Origin of the sequence: Dyella mobilis, from assembly GCF_016904945.1 — a bacterium.
GTDB lineage: Bacteria > Pseudomonadota > Gammaproteobacteria > Xanthomonadales > Rhodanobacteraceae > Dyella_B > Dyella_B mobilis.
In genome coordinates, this window is the sequence record NZ_JADIKF010000040.1 from 1,320,114 (window position 1) to 1,340,223 (window position 20,110).

A 20,110-nucleotide genomic window follows, 5' to 3' on the forward strand; every position below is an offset into this window, starting at 1 on the left:
CCAACGCCACGAGGTGTGATGTCATGAGCAAGCTGAAAGGCTCCAAGACGGAGCAGAACCTGAAAGACGCGTTCGCCGGCGAATCGATGGCCAACCGTCGCTATCTTTATTTCGCTTCCAAGGCCGACGTGGAAGGCTACAACGACGTATCGACGGTGTTCCGTTCCACCGCCGAAGGCGAGACCGGCCACGCCCACGGCCACCTGGAATATCTCGAACAGTGCGGCGATCCCGCCACCGGCCTGCCCTTCGGTGGCACCAATCTGAACCTCAAGAGCGCGATTGCCGGCGAAACGCACGAGTACACCGACATGTATCCGGGCATGGCCAAGACGGCGCGCGACGAAGGTTTCGAGGAAGTCGCCGACTGGTTCGAAACGCTCGCCAAGGCCGAGCGCTCGCACGCCAATCGATTCCAGAAAGCGCTCAACGAACTTGCCTGACAACCCATCCCGGCGGCCTTTGCAAAGAGACCGCCGGTTTGCTTTGGTGATCCTTCATCGCTGAAGAACCGCCGGAGCGATGCGTGTTGCACGTAACGCCTAGCCAGGAGGAACGAGCATGGCCGAGCCGATCACGGGTTCGCGCGAGGGCAGCCTCGACGCACCAACCCGCCATCCGCTGGAGTGGACGCAAGCCGAGTTCTGGGATCGCCAGGCGCTCGACAGCGAACTGGAACGCGTGTTCAACATCTGCCACGGCTGCCGCCGCTGCGTCAGCCTGTGCCACGCCTTCCCCACTCTGTTCGACCTGATCGACGCCTCCAGTTCGATGGAAATCGACGGCGTCGCGAAAAGCGATTACAACAAGGTCGTTGAGCAATGCTATCTGTGCGACCTGTGCTACCTCACCAAATGCCCGTATGTGCCGCCGCATCCGTGGAACGTGGATTTCCCGCACCTGATGCTGCGCGCCAAGGCGGTCGAATTTCGCGAACACGGCGCACCGCTGTCCGCACGTGTGCTTTCCAATACGCGCGCCGTCGGCAAGTTGGCCTCCATCCCGGTGGTCGTGCAAACCATCAACGCTGCCAACAAAAACAAAACCGCGCGCAAGCTGCTGGAAAAAACCATGGATGTCGACGCGCAAGCGCGCGTGCCGACCTACCACGTGCCTACCGCGCGCAAACGCCTGCGCAAGCTGGACGGCAGCGGCGAGGCCAAGCCGGCCGGGCGTACGCGCGGCAAAGTGGCGATCTTCGCCACCTGCTACTGCGATCACTCCGAGCCTGGTGTGGTGGAGGATCTTGCCGCCGTGCTGGCGCACAACGCCATTCCGGTTCGCATGGTGGAGAGCGAAAGCTGCTGCGGTATGCCGAAGTTCGAGCTGGGCGACCTCGACACCGTGCGCAAGTACAAGGAACGCAACATTCCGGTACTGGCCAAGATGGCACGCGAAGGCTGGGATTTCACCGCGGCAATTCCTTCCTGCGTATTGATGTTCAAGCAGGAACTGCCGCTGATGTTCCCCGACGACGCCGATGTCGCCCTGGTGCGCGACCACTTCTTCGACCCCTTCGAATATCTGGCCGACCGGCACAAGGCCGGCCTGCTGCGCACCGACTTCAAGCAATCGCTCGGCAAAGTCGCCTGGCAAGTCCCCTGCCATCAGCGCGTGCAGAAAATCGGCCCCAAGACGCGCGACATCCTGCAACTGGTGCCGGACGCCGAAGTCACCACGATCGAACGCTGCTCGGGCCACGACGGCACTTACGGCGTCAAACACAAAACCTACGCGCTGTCGCGCAAGCTGGCCAAACCGGTGGAGAGCCGCGTTGCGCAGGCCGAAGCCGACCACTTCACCAGCGACTGCCCGATGGCCGGCAGCCACATCGCGCACGGCCTGGGCGACAAGCCGGAGGCGGAACATCCGCTGAGCCTGCTGCGCAAAGCCTACGCCATCTGATCGGACAAAGACCTTCAAGCCATGAATAAACTGCAACGCCACGACCTTCTCTCGCTCGAAACCTATGCGACCGAACGCGAAGCGTTCCGTTCCCGCGTCATCGCGCACAAGAAAACCCGCAGCATGCACCTTGGCCAACATCTCAAGCTGATCTTCGAAGATCGCCTGACCATCCACTACCAGATCCAGGAAATGCTGCGCGTGGAGCGCATCTTCGAAGCAGCCGGCATTGCCGACGAACTCGAAGCCTACAATCCGCTGATCCCCGATGGCGCCAACCTCAAGGCCACGTTGTTCGTGGAATATCCCGAGGTGGAACAGCGTCGGCGCGAACTGGCCCGACTGGTCGGCATCGAGCATCACATCGCGCTCACGGTCTCCGGTCACGCAGCCGTCACGGCGGTGGCGGACGAAGACATGGATCGCAGCACCGAGGAAAAGACCGCCGCTGTGCATTTCCTTCGCTTCGAACTGGACGAAGCGATGATCGCGGACTGGAAAGCCGGCGCAGCGGTAAAACTTGCGTCGACGCTGCCGGCGATGCGCGAACAGGCCGTTCTGCCCCTTTCGCTGCAAACCGCTTTGTCGGCCGATTTTGCCTGATCCTTCTTGCACACGAACGGATCAGCGCAAACGCGTCGCCTCCACCGGCGACAGGCGCGAAGCGCGCAAGGCAGGCACCAGCACCGCAAGTTGCCCCAGCACCAATAGCACCGCGACACCCACGAGCACGTAGCCCAGCGACAAGCGCCCCGTTTCGAAGCGATCCACCAGCAGCAGGTTGAGGCCGACCGCCAGACACGTTCCGATCGCGGCGCCGGCAACGCTGATAAACAAATTCTCCGTGCAGAAGTAGTTGAAGATGTCTCGCCGCGTGGCACCCAGCGCACGACGCACGCCGATGTGCCGCCGCCGTTGCCCCACCCAGAAACTGGTGAGGCCGACGATGCCCGCCGCCGTCGTTGCCAGCAATACCAGGCAGATCACCCCCATCATCACGGCCATGCCGTGATCGCTGCGATAGACGTCGGCGCGCAGTTGCGCGAAGGTTTCCACGTCCTTCGCACCGATCGCCCGCAAGGGATTGGCCGCCACGAGCGCCTTGGGTGCATCGCGCAGCACGCCCGCCATCCGTCCCGGCTGCACGCGCACGACGTAGATGCTGTTGCTGGCGAGCAGGCGAAACGGCACCAGGGTGGAGCGCTCGACCCAGGTTTCGGTATAGCTGTCGATCCAGGTCTGCAGGCGATCCACCACACCGATGATCACGCTGGGTGGGGCACTGCCCAGGCAGATGGTCTTGCCTACCGCAGCACCGTTCGGAAACAGCTTGTCGGCCAGTGCCTGGGTAATGATGACTTCACGCGCCAGCAAACTGTCGCGCGCGCCAACCTGGCCGATTTCCTCCGCGGTGAAATTGCGCCCGGCCACGAGGTGCAGGCCAAGTGTCGATAGCGCGTGATCGTCGGCAAAATAGATCGCCGTGGGCGAGGTCGCGGTAACCTGATCCATCGTATAGCGCACGCCTTTGGACCAGCCGCCCGAACTCAAGGGCAAGGCATTGGTGGAAAAGGCATCAACGACACCCGCTACGCGGCGCAAGGTCTCCAGGTCCGCCGCGATCATTGCCGACCGCTGCTTCGCGTCGGCATCGCCCACCCATTGATTCTGGATCACCATCACATTGTCCTCGTCCACGCCGCTGGGGCGGGACAGGCGCGCAACACGCTGGTGGATGACGAACAGCGCGTTGCAGGTGATGGCGAGCGTCAGCGCGATCTGCAACACGATCAGCGCAGTACCGGCTTTGTGCTGCCGCAGTGCGGCGAGAATGGGATGGACTCGCATGGTCATGCCCTCACTGCGATTTCAGTTGCCACGAAGGCTGCACGCGCGCAGCGCGCAACGCCGGATAAATGCCTGCGATGACAGTGGCCGCTACCGCCAGCAGCAAGGTCATGGCGACCAGCCGCGCGTCGATACGGGCCAGCCGTGCAATCGCCGGGTCGAACAGCAAATCGGTGCCGAGCATGCCCAGACCGGTCAGCGCGAGCCCGCATACGCCGCCGCCCATGCCAACCAGGGCCGCTTCGGCAAGAAACTGCCCGCAGATGTCGCCGCGCGATGCACCTAGCGCACGGCGCACGCCGATTTCACCGGCACGCCGCATGATTCTCGCCAGCAGCAAGCCCACCGTATTGACCAGGCACACCACCAGAAAGCCGACCGCCACCAGCAGCGACATCCAGGTCTCCGGCGGCACTACCCCTTCGTAATCGAGCCAGGTCATCAGATCGGACAGGCGCACCTGCGGCGACCAATGGAAGCGCCCGCTGCGCTGCTGCTGGTCTGCATAGCCCCGCAGAAATTGCCCGTAGCCGCTGACGGCTTTCGCATCCGGCAGTTGCACCCACAGGGAAACCCAGACGCATTCCGAATGCAGCCATCCGTCCCAACCGGGCGCAACCGCCTTGGTGGAACCAGAACAGGCATTGTTGCCGTTGGTATCCAGGTGCTGGTCGACCGCCCGCGTAAACGGCAGATAAAAATCCGGCTCATCGGCGAAGCCGAAGCCGTTGCTGACGTCGTAAAAGCGCGGCTGCGGATTCCACCCATCGACCACGCCGACGATGCGGTAATCGCGTCCATGCAGTTCGACCATCCGGCCCACGCTATTGGTTCCGCCAAAAAGAACATTGTTGAGCCGACGGCTGATCGCGATCACGTTGGCGCGGGCGCTATCCTCGCTATCGCTCCAGCCATGGCCAAACAGGAACGGCACTTCGAACATCGGAAAAAAATCGGCATAGGCGGCATAGCCGTTCGCCGCAAACGCACGATGCGCGTCATCGTGCGGCACGATGGTGTCGGCGATCGGATAGATCGCCGTTTGGCGCTGGGCTGCACGTGCACGCATCAACGCCATCGCGTCGGCGTAGGTAAGCTCATCGGGAATCTTGTTGCCGGGCGTACCGCGCTGCGGTCCCAGGCTGTCGATCTGCGGCACGAACAGCTGCGCCGACCGGTCCGGCAACGGGTTGCCCGATACCGCGCGAAACACGGCGTAGGTGGTCATCGATGCGGCCACACCCACACCCATGATCACGATCATCAGCACGGCCAGTCCCGGACTGCGCCGGAAACCCAGCAAGGCAATCTGCACGTAATACGCAATCATCCCGCGTTCCTCGTCACCGCCAAGCCCGGGAGCTACCTTGCGATGCCATGCGCAGCGCGGCACTGCCTTTGTGACGATCGGCCGAGCCGCGCGGTGAACGGTGGTTTACGCGTGGCGAACGGTCAACGCAGCCCCAGCGCTGCGCGCGCTGCACCGCGAAAGCGGCGGCTCATGTCCAGCCGGGTGCCGTCGTGCAGCACCACTTCGGCGTGGCCCTGGAACAGCGTGTGCACTTCGCGGATGCGGTCGATGTTGACCACGATGCTGCGATGGATGCGCAGGAAGTGATTGGGGTCCAGCGATTCGCTCAGGCGCCGCAGCGTTTCGCGATGCAGATAAGTGTGACTGCCCACGTGAATCCGCACATAGTTGTCGTCGGCGCGGATCCAGTCGATATCGCCCACCGCGATCAAGGTGCTGTGCTCGGCCACTTGCACGCTGATGCGCTTGAGGTATCCCCCGTTCGTCTCGGCCGGCCGCTGCTGTGCCTGCAGTCCGCGCCAATGTTTCTTGACCCGGTCCATGGCCTGGTCGAAGCGCACCTGGTCGATCGGCTTGAGCACGTAGTCGATGGCGTTGGCGTCGAAGGCCCGCAGCGCATGCTCGGCAAACGCGGTGGTAAATACCACCAGCGGCAGCGAATCGGCCGGATGCGCGTCGCGCAAAAGCCGGAAGCCGTCGCCGCCCGGCATCTGGATATCCAGGAACAGCAAGTCCGGCGCCAGCGCCACCATGGCCTGCTTCGCCTCGTGCACGTTGCCGCACTCGCCCACCACTTCGATATCCGCGTGCGTCGCCAGCGCCTGCCGCACCGCCAGGCGTGCAAGCATTTCGTCATCCACCAGCAAGGCGCGCAAGCGCGGAGCGTTCACGGCCTGCACTCCACGAAGGGAAAGCACAGCTCCACCCGGGTACCTCCGCTCTGGCGGCTGCAAAGAACCACGCTTGCCGCTTCGCCAAACATCGCACGCAGGCGGGCGCGCGTATTGCTGAGGCCCACGCCTTCCTTCGGTCCGGTCACCGGCAAGCCCAGGCCGTCGTCCTCCACCTGCACGTGCAGATTGCCTTCGATCCGGCGCGCCAGGATGCGTAATTCGCCGCCGCCGGTTTTCGCCAACAATCCGTGGCGCAGCGCATTCTCCACCAGCGGCTGCAGGATCAGGCTAGGCACCATGGCATTGCCGGTGTCGCCGACATCAAGATGCGTCACCAGGCGATCCTGAAAACGCACTTTCTGGATGCCCAGGTAAGCTTCCAGAAACTGTACCTCGCGCGACAGCGTCACTTGCTGCGTGTGATGTTCTTCCAAGGTGAGGCGCAGAAAATCGCTCAAGCGCACGATCATCAGCTTCGCCTGCGGCGGATCGGCCAGCGCCAGCGCCGAGATAGCGTTAAGCGTGTTGAACAGAAAATGCGGCTGCAACTGCATGCGCAAGACCTGCAGTTGCGATTGCGCCAGCTGCGTTTCCAGATGCGCATTGCGCAGGCGCTCGTCTTTCAGCGAATGGCGCGAAGCCATGCCGCGTAACACCACCAGCATCAACCAGTAAGTCAGCAGAGCGAGGTGGCATTTGTAGATGCCCTCATTGCGCAGCAGGTCGGCAAACGTATAGACGTGCCCTCTCGGATTGGGCCCGCACAACGCCCAAAAAATCAACAGCATCGCCACGCTCTGCGCCACGGCCAGCACGACGCTCGCGGGTAGATGCAGCAACCAGAACCGTCGCCAGTTCTGCGCCCCCAATCTTCCCAGCCACGCCACCAGCGGCGTCAGCAGCATCCACAAATAAAAGTCGGAGAAATTCCAGGACAGTGCGCGAAACCAAGGCATCGGGTGCCCTTCGCTGATCGAACCGAACACCGAACTGGCCGCATACGACAACGCCAGCATCGTCCAGAACGCGACGGCAAGGCCGACGGTTTTCCACTTGGCTGCGTAGGTGGATGGAGTCATCACGGCAAAGACCTGACGCGGCGTACGCTGCCGCCAGTGTACGAACTGTAGCAATCCTTGGGTGCGACCGGAGCCCTCTTCCGTGCGGAAAAAGCATGGCTACCGCTTACCCACGCCCACCTACCGCTTACCCCACGAAGACGGTCCTGGTCACAAAACCCATGCGCCGTCCGGCCTGCAAGAAGCAGGCTGCGTGCACTTCTTCCACCCATAGAGATGCATCATGACGATCTTTGCCCATCGCCTTTCATGGATAAGCACGGCCGTTCTCGTGGCGCTGATAGCCATCTTCCTGCACGCGCAGGCGATGGATGCACAGGCTCAGGATGCGATGAACGCCCCCTCCGATGAAACCCAACACAGCGAAGCGGCGGTGATGGCCGTGGATCAGCATTGGAGCATCGCCGAACTGTCCGGCAATACGGCCTGGCTGGACCAGATGTTGCTGCCGGAGTACCGCTCGATCGGCGACACCGGGATGGCACACGACAAGCAGGCCATTATCGCCAACGCGGCCACGCGCAAAGGTACCGACCTGGCCAAGGCCCAGCAGCAAATGGAAACGTACCGCCAGGAACACCCCTACGGCAGCGCCGTGACGATTCGCGGCGACACCGCCGTCGTGACCTTCTATGACCTCAAGCTGGGCCCGCAGAAGGGCGTGCGCTCATCGGATATCTTCGTCTATGTAGACGGCCACTGGCACGCGATGTATTCGCAGCACACCAGCCTGCACAGCTGAACCCGTCCGCACCTGCCGCACCCCGCATTGACCACCGTGCGGGGTGTGCCACGATGCCTGCCGCACGCGGCCGCTCTGGCGGCCCCCATTGCTCTTTGATAGGTTTGCCGCCACGGCACTTCACCTCTCAGCAATGGCCCCATGAACCAAACGCCGACCCCTCGCCCACCGGAGCTAATGGCCCACCTCGCCGCGACCATCACGCGGGCACGTTCGCTGGAAGAGCTGGTGCGCCCCTTGCTGGAAATGCTGCAGGCGACGACGGGCCTGGAATCGACCTATCTCACCACGATCGATTCCCCAGCCGGCGTCCAGCACATCCTGTTTGCGCGCAACACGCACCAGATGCAAATTCCCGAGGGATTGGACGTCCCTTGGGAGGGCACTCTGTGCAAGCGTGCGCTGGATGACGGGCGCTTCTATTCCGACGACGTAAGCCAGTCCTGGGGCGATTGCGAAGCCGCGCGGGCATTGGGCATTGCCACCTATGCCAGCAGCCCGGTCCACACTGAAGGCGGCGTGCTGTACGGCACCCTCTGCGCCGCCAGCAGCCAGCACGTGCCCTTCAACGACAACACCGAAAGCGTGCTGAAACTGTTCGCCCAACTCATCGGCCAACAACTGGACCGCGAGCGGCTGGTGCAGCAGCTGAGCGATGCCAACAACTCCCTTGCGGCCAGCGCGCTGACCGATACGGTGACGCGCCTGCCCAACCGGCGCGCGCTGATGCAGGACATGGAACAACGCCTGAGGCTTTATCGGGCCGATGAATACGCGCTGGTAGTGGCGTTTATCGACCTGGATAAATTCAAGGCCATCAACGACCGTTACGGACACGAAATCGGCGACCGCTTTCTGGAAGCGATCGCCGGTCGCCTACAGGGCGTACTGCGCAGCGGCGACTTCGCCGCGCGACTGGGTGGCGATGAATTCGTGGTGCTGGCCACCAGCAGGCGTAGCGATGCACTGACCACCGCCAGTGCCCTGCTGGAGCGGCTGCAGCAGGCCACCAGCGGCCGGTTCCGGCTGGACGACACCGTGCTCGACTATGCCGGGCCCAGCATCGGCACCGTCATTTCCGAGCCCGATTGCACCGATCCCCAGGCCCTGATCGCCGCGGCCGACGCACGCATGTACGCCGTCAAGCGCGCACGCAAAGAGCGGGAAGCCCAGAGGCTGTCCAACTGAGTGCTGGCATGACGGGGGCGGCCTGCAACGGGTGAAGCACCCTGGGCCGGTCAGCGCTGAAGTTTCCCCCAGACCCGCCGATACATTCCCTGGACCGGCCTGCGGCACCCCGCCAGGCCTTAGCCGGAGACTTGCATGATCAGCACGCGCCCGAACCTCGCCTATCTCAAAGCCGCCTGGGCGGCGCATGCCAGCATCAGCGCCGAGCACTGCCGGCAGAGCTACGACGAGGCAGGCATCCGCTTCGAGCGGGTCAACCACTCCTGGATCGTGCGCAAGAACGACACCCAGGTGTCCACCATGCCGCTGCACTACACCCGCCAGGACCTGCGCATGGGCTTCCTGGGGCGCATCGAGATGGAGGCCCGCAAGGCGGTCGCCGAAGTGGAAGGCAACCTGCTGCGCTACCTGATGCTGCCGGAAAGCTACACGATGATCGTGGAGCTGGAAGAATCCATGCGGCACCTGCGCCGCCGCGGCCATCGCGCCGTGACGATCCTGATCGGGCCGTCGGCGATGGACGGCGAGATGCCGCCAATCTATGTCGAAGTCCAGCTTTTCCTGGATGCCCCGCGCGCCTGCGTGTATGCGCATTGCGAAGGTGAGGACCTGCTCGAGCAGGCCCCCAAGCGCCACCGCCATCCGCGCGCCGGCACCTATGCCGAACTGGCCAGGCTGATCGCCGAAACCGTCAACGCCGCGTTCGCCGAAACCTTGTTGCCGGCAGTGGCCTGAACGCTCAATCGCGATCCGGCGCCCCCAGCGGAAACAGCGGGCGATAAGGCCGCGCCTCGTCCACGGCGCGCGCAAACGACGGGCGCGCCAGCAACCGCTGCCGATAGGCAATCACGTTGTGGAAGGACGGATCGATGCGATGCGTCCAGTCTGCATAAAACAGGAACGGCGCCGCGCCGCAATCGGCCAGGCTGAAGCGATCCCCCGCCGCCCACTCGCGACCGGCCATGGTCTGGTCCAGCCACGCATAAGCCGTTTCCAGTTGCTCACGCGCGTAGGTCACACCATACGCATCACGCACGTCTTCCGGACGCAGCGCATCGGCCACGATCCTCTGCGCGGGCGTGCTGAGGTAATTGTCGAAAAAGCGATCCATCAAGCGCACTTCCAGCGCGGCCGCCGGGTCCTTCGGCAGCAGCGATACAGGCCCGGGATGATGCAGGCCCAGGTGTTCGATGATGATGGTCGCCTCCACCACCGTCTGCCCCCGATCGACCAGCACCGGCATGCGCTTCAAGGGCCACAACCCGGCGAACTCCGCCATCACCTCGGCATTGTCGTACAACACCGTGCGCCACTCGAACGGCGTACCGTTTTCGTAGAGGGCCACCAGCACCTTCTGGCAGTAGGAAGAAAAGGGGTGTGCATAGAGCTTCAAGGTCATGATCCGGGTTCCGTTGGTGACCGCCACTATCGGCGCTTTGTAAGGCGACGAAGCGCGTCGCCGGAAATCGACAAGCTGTCACGAGGCTGTCTAGCCAGACCGATAGAGTCGGGCGCCCTGCCCGGCCTGCCGGGTCCGGGTAATCGGGGCTCCAGGGACGCTGAAGGGGGCATTTCAAAAATGGCCGGGTCATACGTCATAGCTCTTACCCCGGCCGCCAAGGACGTGTTTCCGTGCTCCTCACCCACAAAGAAATCGAACAGGAACTCGCCAACCTCGGGCGCATCGTTCCGCGCCTGCTGCAGGACAACCAGGGTGCCGAGTTCTGGATCGAATTTCTGGACCGCGCCAACACCATCAAGGATCGCTCGCCGATGAGCCTGCGCGACGGGGTCACCGAGCGCATCTACGACCTGCTCGCAAAATACGGTGTTTCCCCGCCATGGCGCTGGATCACCGGCCGCCAGGAAGAACCCGCCGGCCGTGTTTATGCCTTCCCCAGCGGCGTGCGGGTAGCCTGAAGCAGGCATTGGCCTTGGGCCAAGCCTCGCTGGATAACGGGCAAAAACATCGGGACACCACCCCGAAATCGCCCGTCACAATTCAACCCGCAGAGACCTGATCTGCATGGCGTCGATATATCTTGATTTTTCCTCGCACAACTCGCGGGAGCTGACGATGATTACGCCCGTTCCGGGTGCCTCTTGAGCGACCTCCAAGCCGAGCGGATCACCTTCGTATTGCATGGCTTTCTCATAGACCTTCGAAATTTTTTCGACCTGAGCCGCGAACGATGCTTGACCCGAGGACGCCCTTTGGTGATTGAACAAGCCCATTTCCCTGGCTGACGCCGGGTTTTCCAGCAACGCTTGAAGCGCCCGCCCGAAAAAAACCTGCTCGGCAGAAAGCGGGCTTTCGCTGCGATCGAACAAGATGGCTCCGCCTGCAGAGAATAAGGCCTCGGACATTTCCAGCGTGGGGCCGGACGCGGTAATCACTGCCATGCCGCAACTGGCAGCCTCCACCAGCGACATGCCCACGGTTTCAAACTTCGAAGGATGAAAAAAAATGTGAGAACGCTCCATCTCTCGCAAGACGCCTTTGCGATCGAGACGGGGGAAATGCTGCAACCGCGCCGCCAGGTGAGCGAAACCGTCCAAGACATCCGCGGGCAATTGGCCAATATAAGTGAATTGAACGTCGCGGAATTGACGCGCCATTTCATCCATAACCTGCAAAGCCAGCAGGCCGTTCTTCGACTCGAAGTCCCTTCCGCAGAATAGAACCCGCGCTGCGGTTCCAACGCGCCACTTTTCGCGGAGAAGTTGATCGTGCACGGGCCTCCCGGCGGGTTGAACGACAGTCACCTTTTCGAGATAGCGCTCGCCCAGCTCGACCAAACCCATCCGCTGGAACCAGAACCTGGCGCGCCGAAAACTCCGGTCCGGATCTCCCCGAAAAATAACCCCCGCACACGATGGATGCGCGTATGCACTGAGCATCACCTCCGCGCGCCTCGTCGTGGTGCCGATGAACGACTCCTCGTCCCACCGGGAAAGCCTTTCACCAAATTCCCTGTCTAGATACGTCCTTCCGCACAACGGCGCCAAGAGCAAATCATCCGTATCGATAACCCAATGCCTCGTTCCAATCACGGGCAACCGCGCCGAATGCACGATGATGGACTGGCAACCGCCGTGCCAATTGATAAATTCACCCAGATGCTCGTTAGCATAGGGCGATTCAATCGTGCCGTCGGCTAAGAATACGTGGTCTGGATCGGAAACCGCGTACGACACGTGGTCGATTTCCAGAAGCATGCCGTGGTAGCCGGAATGAAGATCGATGGCCGGAACCAAGACGACTCGGCCGCCTTTATACATGACTGGCCTCCGATGCGTATCCCGCGCAAAATGCAGCCAAATCGATCACCCTCTCGGCCATGCGGATCGTGTCGGCTCGGTGCGCAACGATCACCCTGGTAATCCGCAGTGCGGAAATGGCCCGGTTAATCGCTTGCTCGTTCCTTGAATCCAGATGGCTCGTAGCCTCATCCAGAAAAAGCAGGCGTGGACGTCGATACAGCGCCCTGGCCAACAGTATCCGCTGCTTCTGCCCACCAGACAGCGACTTGCCCATGTTGATCACGCCCGTTTCGTAACCCATGGGCATCTGCATGATCTCGTCGTGTATTTCTGCTCGTTTCGCCACTTCAATCACGCGCTCCCGATCATATTGAGGCGCAAACGAAGCGATGTTTTCGAAAATCGTTCCGCCGAACAGCTGGTCGTCCTGCAAAACCGTCGCCACGGAATTGTGGAGATCGACCGGACTGATGCTCGACACCGAAATGCCGTCATAGAGGATTTCGCCCCTTTTTGGCACAAGTAGCCCATTCATCAGTTTCATCAACGTCGACTTGCCGAGACCCGACCTTCCGACGATGGCCACGCACTCACCCGGCTCGATGGAAAATGAAGCATTCGCGATGACGTCGTCGTCGTGATTGCCGTACCCAAATGAAAGATTCTCGACCCGAATGCCGATGGCATCGCCAAACGGAAGATGAACAACACCGGGCACCATTTTCTTTTCATCGACGATGTCGGAAAGGCGCTCAGCGTGAATCTTCACCAATCGGCTGTCGGCCACTACGTCGCTGACCTTCGTGGAGCGATCTATGAACTGGGTGGAATAACTGACGTACGCGATAACCATGCCGAACGTCATTTGTCCACGCATACACACGATCGACCCGAGGCCGATAGCAATGACGGTATGGAACTGAATGAGGAATTTTGCAATGGCCGACGACGTAAACGTCCACATCTGCAGCGTCGCCGAAGCGTGGGCGGCAGCCCGGGTCCTGGCTTCATAGCGCGAGAGCTGGATGGCCTCCATGCCACCGCTCTTGATGGTGTGTATCGCATTCAGCATCTCCAAAAGCCTCCCATGCTGCTGGGAGGTTTCGCGGATCTCGTGCCGCTCAGCCTTTCTGGCCCGATCCACGGTCAACTGTCTCGATCCGGCATAGACGATAGCCGTAAGCACCGTAAAGATGGCCAATATTTTCGAATAAATGACAATCATGGTGAGCGTAAAAACCACACCGATGCCATCCAGGGCGGATTCGACGAATTTTGTCGTGACCGTTCTCTGTATGTTGTCAATGGAGCGGAACCGCGAGTACACATCCGTAGCTGCGCGACGCATGAAAAAAGCATAGGGAAGCGACATGAGCGCTTCGCCAATCCTTATATTCCATTCCACGAACAGGTGCTCGGAAAGACGACTCAAAAGCAGTCCTCGATACAAGCCAAAGGCCAGCTGAAGCAACGCAACGAGAGAAAATCCGCCCATCAGCAGCCACGCCAGATGATAGTCGGAGGAAGGAACCACGCTATCGGTAAAAGTCTGAACGAGCAGCGGGCTGACCGCGAACAGGACCTCCAAAATCAAGGCAAGAAGCAAGATCACCGACACCCTCAACCGCTGGGAAACGAAGCCCGAGACGAGAAACCGAAATACATTGGAGCGCTCGGGCTTTTGCGCGTCATCGAACCTCCCCGAAGGCCGGAGATCGATCACCACCCCCGTAAATCTGTTGGCGAACTCCCGGAAGCCGAGACTTACCTCTCCTTCCGCAGGATCGTGCAGATTGATTCCATCCGTGCCAAGCCGCGTGAGAACCATGAAGTGGGATACATCCATCAAAACCACGCACGGCGACAACATCTCTCCCAGGTTCTCCGGATCGATGCGATAGGCGGTCGCGCGAAAGTTCATCAAGCGCCCGATCTGCATCAGTTCACGCACACTCGCCCCGTGCGGCGAAGGGGGGAATTTATCCCGCATACCTCTCATGCCGATATTTACGCCGTGCGCACGAAATATCATTGCCAGGCATGCAATGCCGCATTCGTTGGCCTCTGCCTGGAGAATCATCGGCACGGAGCGGCGTCTAAATAGTCTGAGTAAATATTTGAACATCTACGTCACCTGCCGAAATGGCGGCCGCTAAACATCCAGCCGAGCAAGGTTTTATCGCGCTTTACCGTCAACCACGCCGCTCGAGCATCCGATGCTCCGGGATTTTCAACGACAATCAAAACTGCATCGCCGCGAATGGCAATATCGCACGCGCGCCGCACTCTTAGCTCGGTCGACGAACCATCACTGGAAATCCAAAGTTCCCCATCTTCAATATCGGAATGATCGCGCCCGCGCACGATGAACGACGACGTCCCAGGCGACCTGGCTTCGGCGATACATTCATCCTGGTGTAGCGGGAGCTTTTGAATGCTCTGCAACGATTCCGCCGGAACCCGGCGATTCCGCTCGTACTTCAAACCGAACATTGGCGTACTTAGAAGCACCAGAACTACGAGCCACAAAGCAGGGGGCCATTTCCTCAACCATCGATCAAACGGCCGATGCGTCGATCTAGGCACATACCACTCCGGAAGAAGCCGCGACTTCAGCGCTTCGTGTCGAAACAGGTTCGACGACCGCCCACTACCCGGCAAGTCAGACCGGCCCTCCATTTACTTGACCGCCGTCTTCAGCATGAAAGAAACGGCCCGCTCACGGCGCCATACTTTGAGATCCAAAGTGAACGGCATTGGTCGGCCACGAAATGCCGCCGTCCAATCACGCTGTCGCGGCCGCATGATCGACATCTTCGGCGCGCAAAAGTCGGTTTGAAATGTGCTGATGCAGACCCCAAAGCGTCTGGCAATGTACCGATCGGTTGTCGAACCCGTTCAGCGACGAATACCTACTGGCGACCTCGCCGCCCGCGCAACTCGTGGCGTATTCGCATCCAAGACATTTCGCTGGAATGCCATGATCAGCCGACCACACCTCCTTTACCGACGCCTGCTCGAACCAGTCATCGAAGGTGTTTGAGAAGATGCTCAATTTCAGCTGGCCTTTGAACCATTGGTCCGTCACCATGTACTCATCTGCGATCCTGAATTCCCCGTTGCTCAGTACGGCAATGGCTGCTGATGGCGATTTCGGAGTCAGGCGGCTTCGCGCGCGGGAAAGCATGATGCTCCTCACGACCCGATCGAACATTTCCACATTGACGAGATCGAGATGATTCATCATCCAGTAATCGAACGTAGCGCTTAGACCTGCCGAATAGTCGTGATTGTGGCCCACCGAGGCGACCGCGGTGTCGTGGGTCTGATCGGGAAGCAGTAATTTTATTCTTCGTATACCGATGTCTTCGGAGACGTGACGGTAAAGACTCAAAACATCCGTATCGGGGCTGAGAACGGAAATGGCTCCCAGCGCTGCGGTGTGATTGGGCAACGTCTCCTGCAGCATCCGAATGTTTCGAAGGATTCGATCATAGGTTCCCCTGCCCTTGTGATCGACTCGATGGAGATCATGCTGTGGCTTCCTGCCGTCGAGGCTGATGCCAACGTGAATATCGTGCTTCTTAATGATGTCCAGCCAACCCGGCGGCAGAAAAACCCCGTTTGTTTGCACGGCGAGCCGCAATACGGTCTTGGCGGGAAGCCGGCTTCTCAAATCGCTGGCGAATCGATCAACGATTGCCGGCCTCATCAATGTGGGCTCGCCGCCGTGGAAAGCGATGACCAGCGTTGACAAATCACGGAAAGCCGCGGTCTCGGCCAAGAAATCGGCCAAACGGTCCAAAGTGGGTGTCGGCATCAACACCGGACGGTCATACACATCCGCGTGGGAAGGCGAATAGTAGTAGCAATAGGAACACTTGATATTGCATCGTTCAGCGAGCTTTACCACGACAAAGAGTGTATGCACTTCCACGGCGAAACCTCCCGTCAACTCACCGGACGCTTTTTCCCGGCACCGCCGCAACCTGAAAAATCAAATGCGCGGCACCTTCCACGTGCGAACTTCAAAGCGGTAAAAGGATGCGCTGGAATATACCCAGCGCATCCTCCACCATCAGGCAGCCGGGGTGGCCGGACCCACGGTGACGCGACCCCAGTCCGCTTTCTGGCCACCGAAGATGTCGCTCGCTTCGATATCGGTCAACTCACGCAGAACCAGCCGGGAAGCCGCTTCTTCGAGCGACACGGAACTCTTGGCTTTCTCGCTCATAACTTAGACTCCTAAAATGTGTCGCCTAGCTGGCGACAGGCACCTGCGCCTTTCGCAGATCCATGTTCGATCCGTCAGCCCGCTACCGCGGTTGTGAGAGACCGAGTGTTCACCGTCCGTTGGATGATCTCCCACAGACCCATTCCGTTTTCGTTCAAACCTCTGGCGCCGTTCAACACACCCGCGCACTCGACTTCCAGGTTGAACCGGTACTTGGATATCGCCAGACCAAGATGACCCTTTGCACGCGACCCACGGTTGATCAGATCGAGCGCAAAAATCATATTGGCGGACTTCACCGCACTGACCAGCGCCTTTCTGGCTGTCCAATAGTTGTTGCGCACCGGGTTATAGGCCACCCCTTCGTCGTCCGGATCGTAGAGATCGCAGATCATGTGTGCCTGATACAGGTATTGAAGAACGGCAACTTCTATCAGCTTCTCCACATAGGGATGTTGGCTCGTATCTTTCCCAAGAAAGATCAAGCCGGGATACACCTTCGAGCTCGATTCGAAGCCGCGCCCCTCGCCCAATAAGGCCCCTGCCGCAACGGCCGTGATCCAGTTGTAATAGTCCGGAGCGTCATCTTTAAATATCGAAAATGCCTCATTCAACTTACCCACTTCTTCGACAGGTACGTTGGAGCCTGGCTCGTCTTTCGATACCGGTCGAGGCGGGTAGCCATTCGGAAAGCGTGGGCGAAGACAGTAGATACCCTGATTCGTATGGCGCGTTTCCGGCAAATTGCCCGTCTGCGCGACGACGACGCTCGAATCCACACCTGGCGACAGCCGCCGCGGGTCTTTGATAACCCACGTATCGCCCATGGTTTCAATGATCAGGTCCGCTCCACGGGAACGAAAGGCGGTCTTTCCTTTGCAAAGAACGGACACACCATTTATTGCAAAATTTGCGGTATCAGGAATGTCCAGCGAGCACTTGAAATCTTCGGGCCAACTTACTAGCGCCAGGTGAATAATCGCTTCGGCAATGGCATCCTTCCGCATGAGCTCCTGGGCAATCTCGAGTTCGGGAACCCAGCGCGCCGGCGACGTGCCGCCAACCTCGTGAAGCAAAGCCAGCAAAGTGTCCGGCACGCCGGCCGCTTTCGCGCGTGAAAGCAATTTTTCCGCTATGGACGAAAAATATTTCCCGGCAATGGCACGCGACAGCCCAAGCGCTGCCTCTCCAGGAAAAATGAGCTGCCCCGCCAATTCAAAACTCATAACTATCCAGCTCCCTGCTTTGGATCTAGTTGGCGTTTTTGATGGGGCAATCCGTCAACAGGATATTGACGAGCCATTTGCTGGAGCGCCCTACGGGGGTTCCTGCATGAAGAGAAAGCTCCCGGTGGAAATCACCCTTCTCATAGGTGAAAAGCAACGCATTCCCTTGGTGAGGAATGAACTCCACGCCCGCTCCGGGAAAGAAGGTCGAGCCTCCAAGCGGCACGTCATTGAGATAGATCAGGAAGGTCCCCACCCGCTGCCACGGCATGGTCGGCGATCCATCCGGATTGTCGAGAAAATAGTCGTGATGGGGAGTGAACTCTCCCCCAGCCTGATATTGAATGACCTGCATGCGCTCCATGTGGCTGATCGGCCAATGGATGAGCTTTGAAACAGCTTCATAAACCTGATCTACGAAGGCGTTTTCACCGGGACTGAAAGTGGTCTGGTTGCTCGTCCTGTTGTAGGACGCCACGGCTTGCGTCTCACCGGCATCGTCCTCGGTGTATACAGAGGACCTGCGCATCCGGCCGATGGATTCAGAGATCAGCTTGTCGCATTCGAAGCGGTCGAGAAAGTCGCCAAACAAATAGGCGCGCGGCTTGTGACTGCGCATCAGGACTTTTATCTCGCGGCCTTGACTCACGGTGACATTCTGGCACCCTGACAGATCAGGATCAGGGCGATCTCCTGGAGCCGACCGTTCGACCTTGCCCTCAGCCTCGATAATCCGGTTCGCATAACCGGCGTCCCAACCTTGATCGAGCAAATACTTGAGGGCCCGGCTCCGGTCCAAGCCGCTCTTCCTCAACTCTGCGACCAGATCCTCGAATGGGGAGTCCATCTGCATCTCCTTGCACATAACCCGCGCGCACAGCGATTTTGAAATTCGATTTGACTGGCACCGATCAACTACGACGAAAGCGATTTTTCTCTACGCTCCAACACTCCGCAGCATGGGAAGCATCGAAATGCTGAATCGAAGGGCAGCAGTTCCTGAAGCACTCGAAGTGAGGCTCGAGGCATCGTGCCCACAGCACCTCGACGCGCGGAAGCCTTAATTTTCAGCGGAATGCGGAGCCCGGCGTTCGCGCGCTCACTTGCGCATTGCAGCCGCCAAAGGCATAGCCTTCTCTAAAAAACTCACCTTCATTCAATTCCTTGAAAACAAGAGATCCTCGACTGGCCGCACTCGTGCCGCCGCCATCGCAGTCAGTGACAGGGATCAAAAGAACTTCATCGCTCATCCATGCACTCCCTTCCCATATCGGCATCTCCCTGCCCCTGCCCATGCAGCACTTTTGCTGCTGGAAGTGCGAAGCAAACCGAGTCGAATTTATTTCTTTATCTACTGCGCCACGATTTACAGAACTGCATTGGCCCATCAGGCGAGAAAATGTTCCGGGCGTTAATGCATTCGAAAATCAAGCTAATTGCAGCTCGATGAAGTAGAAAAAAGCAGACGTGATTTTTATGTGATGATCGTTCACCAACGAACGACACTCTTGAAAACGTTCGGCAACGTCGAGCATGATCAATGCTCATTCGGCGCGCCAAATACGCTGGTCTCGAACCACGACGGTGTCATGCTGAAAGAGGAGCGACAAAATGTCGCACAGTACATCGCAAGGAGGACTACATGAACGTCGTCGAAGGCGAACTGGCATCCAGCTTATCGTCGGATTTTTCCGAACGCGGATATGCGATATACGAGAAACTGCTTTCCCGCGATCTTCTCGACGTCGCCTTTCGATATTACACGTCCTATGTAGGAATACCCGGCTTCTATCGGGTATACGAGTACGCAAATGCCCTTGACAGATATGCCGATGCTCTCAGTGAAGCGCTTCTGCCGAATGTAGGAAGTGCATTGGGTCTGGCGATCGGAAAGACGCTACTTCCTACCTATTCTTACGCACGGATCTACACAACCGAGTCCACGTTGCCCAAACACATCGATCACGGCGCGTGTGAAATAAGCGCGACGCTGACCGTAGGACATAGAAACTCCAACGGCATCTGGCCGATCTTCCTGGAGCGCGACGGGCAGGACATTCCCGTCCATCTCGACATTGGCGATGCACTCATCTATCGGGGAATTGACCTGCCCCATTGGCGCAATCCCTTGCCATCCGGCATCTGGTGCCAGATGTTCTTCCATTTCGTAGCGGCCGACGGCCCCATGCGAGACAGGTTGTACAACGGCCGTGAAAAGCTCGGCCCCACACCGTGGGAAGGACCCGTGCCATCTGCGGCCGGATGATCTGGAACGTATCGACACGGCTTTCCGCAGGATGCTATCGAGTATTGGCAGTGAATCCGGATGAGGCTCTATCCGGGCGATGCCGATCCGATCACCCGACCTCTCGCATTTGGCGTCGCATGCGACATTCCGTATTTCGCGCCAAATTTCTTT

General features: G+C 59.6%; 21 protein-coding genes. 8 read left to right on the forward strand and 13 right to left on the reverse strand.

The window, feature by feature from the left end; all coding sequences use genetic code 11:
• Positions 1 to 23: 23 nt before the first annotated feature.
• The 3 genes from ISS99_RS22180 (at position 24) to ISS99_RS22190 (ending at position 2,508) form a co-directional block, all read left to right on the forward strand.
• A complete protein-coding gene (locus ISS99_RS22180; protein WP_204633763.1) occupies positions 24 to 443 on the forward strand; it encodes a rubrerythrin family protein in 420 nt (139 codons plus the stop codon).
• A gap of 118 nt (positions 444 to 561) precedes the next feature.
• A complete protein-coding gene (locus tag ISS99_RS22185; RefSeq protein WP_204633764.1) occupies positions 562 to 1,905 on the forward strand; it encodes a heterodisulfide reductase-related iron-sulfur binding cluster in 1,344 nt (447 codons plus the stop codon).
• 21 nt (positions 1,906 to 1,926) lie between these two features.
• On the forward strand, positions 1,927 to 2,508 hold the full coding sequence (locus ISS99_RS22190; protein WP_204633765.1) for a DUF3501 family protein: 582 nt from the start codon (positions 1,927 to 1,929) through the stop codon (positions 2,506 to 2,508).
• 21 nt (positions 2,509 to 2,529) lie between these two features.
• Here ISS99_RS22190 and ISS99_RS22195 read toward each other — a convergent pair whose 3' ends face one another.
• The 4 genes from ISS99_RS22195 to ISS99_RS22210 all read right to left on the reverse strand — a co-directional run bounded on the left by ISS99_RS22195 (position 2,530) and on the right by ISS99_RS22210 (position 7,037).
• Positions 2,530 to 3,759: an ABC transporter permease gene (locus ISS99_RS22195; protein ID WP_204633766.1), complete on the reverse strand. Its 1,230-nt coding sequence runs from the start codon at positions 3,757 to 3,759 to the stop codon at positions 2,530 to 2,532.
• Positions 3,760 to 3,763: 4 nt separating this feature from the next.
• Complete coding sequence (locus tag ISS99_RS22200; RefSeq protein ID WP_204633767.1) at positions 3,764 to 5,083, reverse strand: ABC transporter permease; 1,320 nt, start codon at positions 5,081 to 5,083, stop codon at positions 3,764 to 3,766.
• A 122-nt stretch (positions 5,084 to 5,205) separates the two neighbouring features.
• A complete protein-coding gene (locus ISS99_RS22205) occupies positions 5,206 to 5,955 on the reverse strand; it encodes a LytR/AlgR family response regulator transcription factor (protein WP_204633768.1) in 750 nt (249 codons plus the stop codon).
• Entirely contained in the window at positions 5,952 to 7,037 is a 1,086-nt protein-coding gene (locus ISS99_RS22210) for a sensor histidine kinase (protein WP_204633769.1), read from the reverse strand. Before ISS99_RS22210 ends, ISS99_RS22205 begins: the two co-directional genes overlap by 4 nt.
• Positions 7,038 to 7,260: 223 nt before the next feature.
• Here ISS99_RS22210 and ISS99_RS22215 point away from each other — a divergent pair, with 223 nt between their 5' ends.
• The 3 genes from ISS99_RS22215 to ISS99_RS22225 all read left to right on the forward strand — a co-directional run bounded on the left by ISS99_RS22215 (position 7,261) and on the right by ISS99_RS22225 (position 9,702).
• Positions 7,261 to 7,779, forward strand: coding sequence for a nuclear transport factor 2 family protein (locus tag ISS99_RS22215; RefSeq protein ID WP_204633770.1), 519 nt, complete (start codon positions 7,261 to 7,263; stop codon positions 7,777 to 7,779).
• 177 nt (positions 7,780 to 7,956) lie between these two features.
• Positions 7,957 to 8,967, forward strand: coding sequence for a sensor domain-containing diguanylate cyclase (locus tag ISS99_RS22220; RefSeq protein ID WP_204633771.1), 1,011 nt, complete (start codon positions 7,957 to 7,959; stop codon positions 8,965 to 8,967).
• Between the two features lie 135 nt (positions 8,968 to 9,102).
• Positions 9,103 to 9,702, forward strand: coding sequence for a hypothetical protein (locus tag ISS99_RS22225; RefSeq protein ID WP_204633772.1), 600 nt, complete (start codon positions 9,103 to 9,105; stop codon positions 9,700 to 9,702).
• A 4-nt stretch (positions 9,703 to 9,706) separates the two neighbouring features.
• On the opposite strand, the gene ISS99_RS22230 is transcribed toward ISS99_RS22225, so the two are convergent.
• On the reverse strand, positions 9,707 to 10,366 hold the full coding sequence (locus ISS99_RS22230) for a glutathione S-transferase family protein (protein WP_204633773.1): 660 nt from the start codon (positions 10,364 to 10,366) through the stop codon (positions 9,707 to 9,709).
• A 233-nt stretch (positions 10,367 to 10,599) separates the two neighbouring features.
• Here ISS99_RS22230 and ISS99_RS22235 point away from each other — a divergent pair, with 233 nt between their 5' ends.
• The gene (locus tag ISS99_RS22235; protein ID WP_204633774.1) at positions 10,600 to 10,887 is read left to right on the forward strand and encodes a hypothetical protein; all 288 of its coding nucleotides are present in this window, start codon (positions 10,600 to 10,602) and stop codon (positions 10,885 to 10,887) included.
• Positions 10,888 to 10,962: 75 nt separating this feature from the next.
• On the opposite strand, the gene ISS99_RS22240 is transcribed toward ISS99_RS22235, so the two are convergent.
• The 8 genes from ISS99_RS22240 to ISS99_RS22275 all read right to left on the reverse strand — a co-directional run bounded on the left by ISS99_RS22240 (position 10,963) and on the right by ISS99_RS22275 (position 18,941).
• Entirely contained in the window at positions 10,963 to 12,249 is a 1,287-nt protein-coding gene (locus ISS99_RS22240) for a glycosyltransferase (protein ID WP_204633775.1), read from the reverse strand.
• Complete coding sequence (locus tag ISS99_RS22245) at positions 12,242 to 14,356, reverse strand: peptidase domain-containing ABC transporter (RefSeq protein WP_204633776.1); 2,115 nt, start codon at positions 14,354 to 14,356, stop codon at positions 12,242 to 12,244. Before ISS99_RS22245 ends, ISS99_RS22240 begins: the two co-directional genes overlap by 8 nt.
• Positions 14,357 to 14,361: 5 nt before the next feature.
• Entirely contained in the window at positions 14,362 to 14,724 is a 363-nt protein-coding gene (locus ISS99_RS22250; RefSeq protein ID WP_204633777.1) for a hypothetical protein, read from the reverse strand.
• Positions 14,725 to 15,016: 292 nt separating this feature from the next.
• Complete coding sequence (locus ISS99_RS22255) at positions 15,017 to 16,168, reverse strand: radical SAM protein (protein WP_204633778.1); 1,152 nt, start codon at positions 16,166 to 16,168, stop codon at positions 15,017 to 15,019.
• A gap of 141 nt (positions 16,169 to 16,309) precedes the next feature.
• Positions 16,310 to 16,465, reverse strand: a complete 156-nt coding sequence (locus ISS99_RS22260; RefSeq protein ID WP_204633779.1) for a hypothetical protein — start codon at positions 16,463 to 16,465, stop codon at positions 16,310 to 16,312.
• Positions 16,466 to 16,539: 74 nt separating this feature from the next.
• Positions 16,540 to 17,691 (reverse strand): hypothetical protein, encoded by a 1,152-nt coding sequence (locus tag ISS99_RS22265; RefSeq protein ID WP_204633780.1) that lies wholly within the window; start codon positions 17,689 to 17,691, stop codon positions 16,540 to 16,542.
• 25 nt (positions 17,692 to 17,716) lie between these two features.
• Positions 17,717 to 18,538 (reverse strand): prolyl hydroxylase family protein, encoded by an 822-nt coding sequence (locus ISS99_RS22270; RefSeq protein ID WP_204633781.1) that lies wholly within the window; start codon positions 18,536 to 18,538, stop codon positions 17,717 to 17,719.
• 220 nt (positions 18,539 to 18,758) lie between these two features.
• On the reverse strand, positions 18,759 to 18,941 hold the full coding sequence (locus ISS99_RS22275; RefSeq protein WP_204633782.1) for a hypothetical protein: 183 nt from the start codon (positions 18,939 to 18,941) through the stop codon (positions 18,759 to 18,761).
• A 392-nt stretch (positions 18,942 to 19,333) separates the two neighbouring features.
• Here ISS99_RS22275 and ISS99_RS22280 point away from each other — a divergent pair, with 392 nt between their 5' ends.
• A complete protein-coding gene (locus tag ISS99_RS22280) occupies positions 19,334 to 19,957 on the forward strand; it encodes a hypothetical protein (RefSeq protein ID WP_204633783.1) in 624 nt (207 codons plus the stop codon).
• Positions 19,958 to 20,110: the final 153 nt, after the last annotated feature.

Coding starts and splice junctions, on each gene's coding strand:
- ISS99_RS22240 (WP_204633775.1), bottom strand. CDS start 12,249: ATGTATAAAGGCGGCCGAGTCGTCTTGGTTCCGGCCATCGATCTTCAT.
- ISS99_RS22230 (WP_204633773.1), bottom strand. CDS start 10,366: ATGACCTTGAAGCTCTATGCACACCCCTTTTCTTCCTACTGCCAGAAG.
- ISS99_RS22225 (WP_204633772.1), top strand. CDS start 9,103: ATGATCAGCACGCGCCCGAACCTCGCCTATCTCAAAGCCGCCTGGGCG.
- ISS99_RS22180 (WP_204633763.1), top strand. CDS start 24: ATGAGCAAGCTGAAAGGCTCCAAGACGGAGCAGAACCTGAAAGACGCG.
- ISS99_RS22260 (WP_204633779.1), bottom strand. CDS start 16,465: ATGAGCGAGAAAGCCAAGAGTTCCGTGTCGCTCGAAGAAGCGGCTTCC.
- ISS99_RS22280 (WP_204633783.1), top strand. CDS start 19,334: ATGAACGTCGTCGAAGGCGAACTGGCATCCAGCTTATCGTCGGATTTT.
- ISS99_RS22190 (WP_204633765.1), top strand. CDS start 1,927: ATGAATAAACTGCAACGCCACGACCTTCTCTCGCTCGAAACCTATGCG.
- ISS99_RS22275 (WP_204633782.1), bottom strand. CDS start 18,941: ATGAGCGATGAAGTTCTTTTGATCCCTGTCACTGACTGCGATGGCGGC.
- ISS99_RS22200 (WP_204633767.1), bottom strand. CDS start 5,083: ATGATTGCGTATTACGTGCAGATTGCCTTGCTGGGTTTCCGGCGCAGT.
- ISS99_RS22195 (WP_204633766.1), bottom strand. CDS start 3,759: ATGACCATGCGAGTCCATCCCATTCTCGCCGCACTGCGGCAGCACAAA.
- ISS99_RS22245 (WP_204633776.1), bottom strand. CDS start 14,356: ATGTTCAAATATTTACTCAGACTATTTAGACGCCGCTCCGTGCCGATG.
- ISS99_RS22215 (WP_204633770.1), top strand. CDS start 7,261: ATGACGATCTTTGCCCATCGCCTTTCATGGATAAGCACGGCCGTTCTC.
- ISS99_RS22265 (WP_204633780.1), bottom strand. CDS start 17,691: ATGAGTTTTGAATTGGCGGGGCAGCTCATTTTTCCTGGAGAGGCAGCG.
- ISS99_RS22270 (WP_204633781.1), bottom strand. CDS start 18,538: ATGGACTCCCCATTCGAGGATCTGGTCGCAGAGTTGAGGAAGAGCGGC.
- ISS99_RS22210 (WP_204633769.1), bottom strand. CDS start 7,037: ATGACTCCATCCACCTACGCAGCCAAGTGGAAAACCGTCGGCCTTGCC.
- ISS99_RS22220 (WP_204633771.1), top strand. CDS start 7,957: ATGGCCCACCTCGCCGCGACCATCACGCGGGCACGTTCGCTGGAAGAG.
- ISS99_RS22185 (WP_204633764.1), top strand. CDS start 562: ATGGCCGAGCCGATCACGGGTTCGCGCGAGGGCAGCCTCGACGCACCA.
- ISS99_RS22250 (WP_204633777.1), bottom strand. CDS start 14,724: ATGTTCGGTTTGAAGTACGAGCGGAATCGCCGGGTTCCGGCGGAATCG.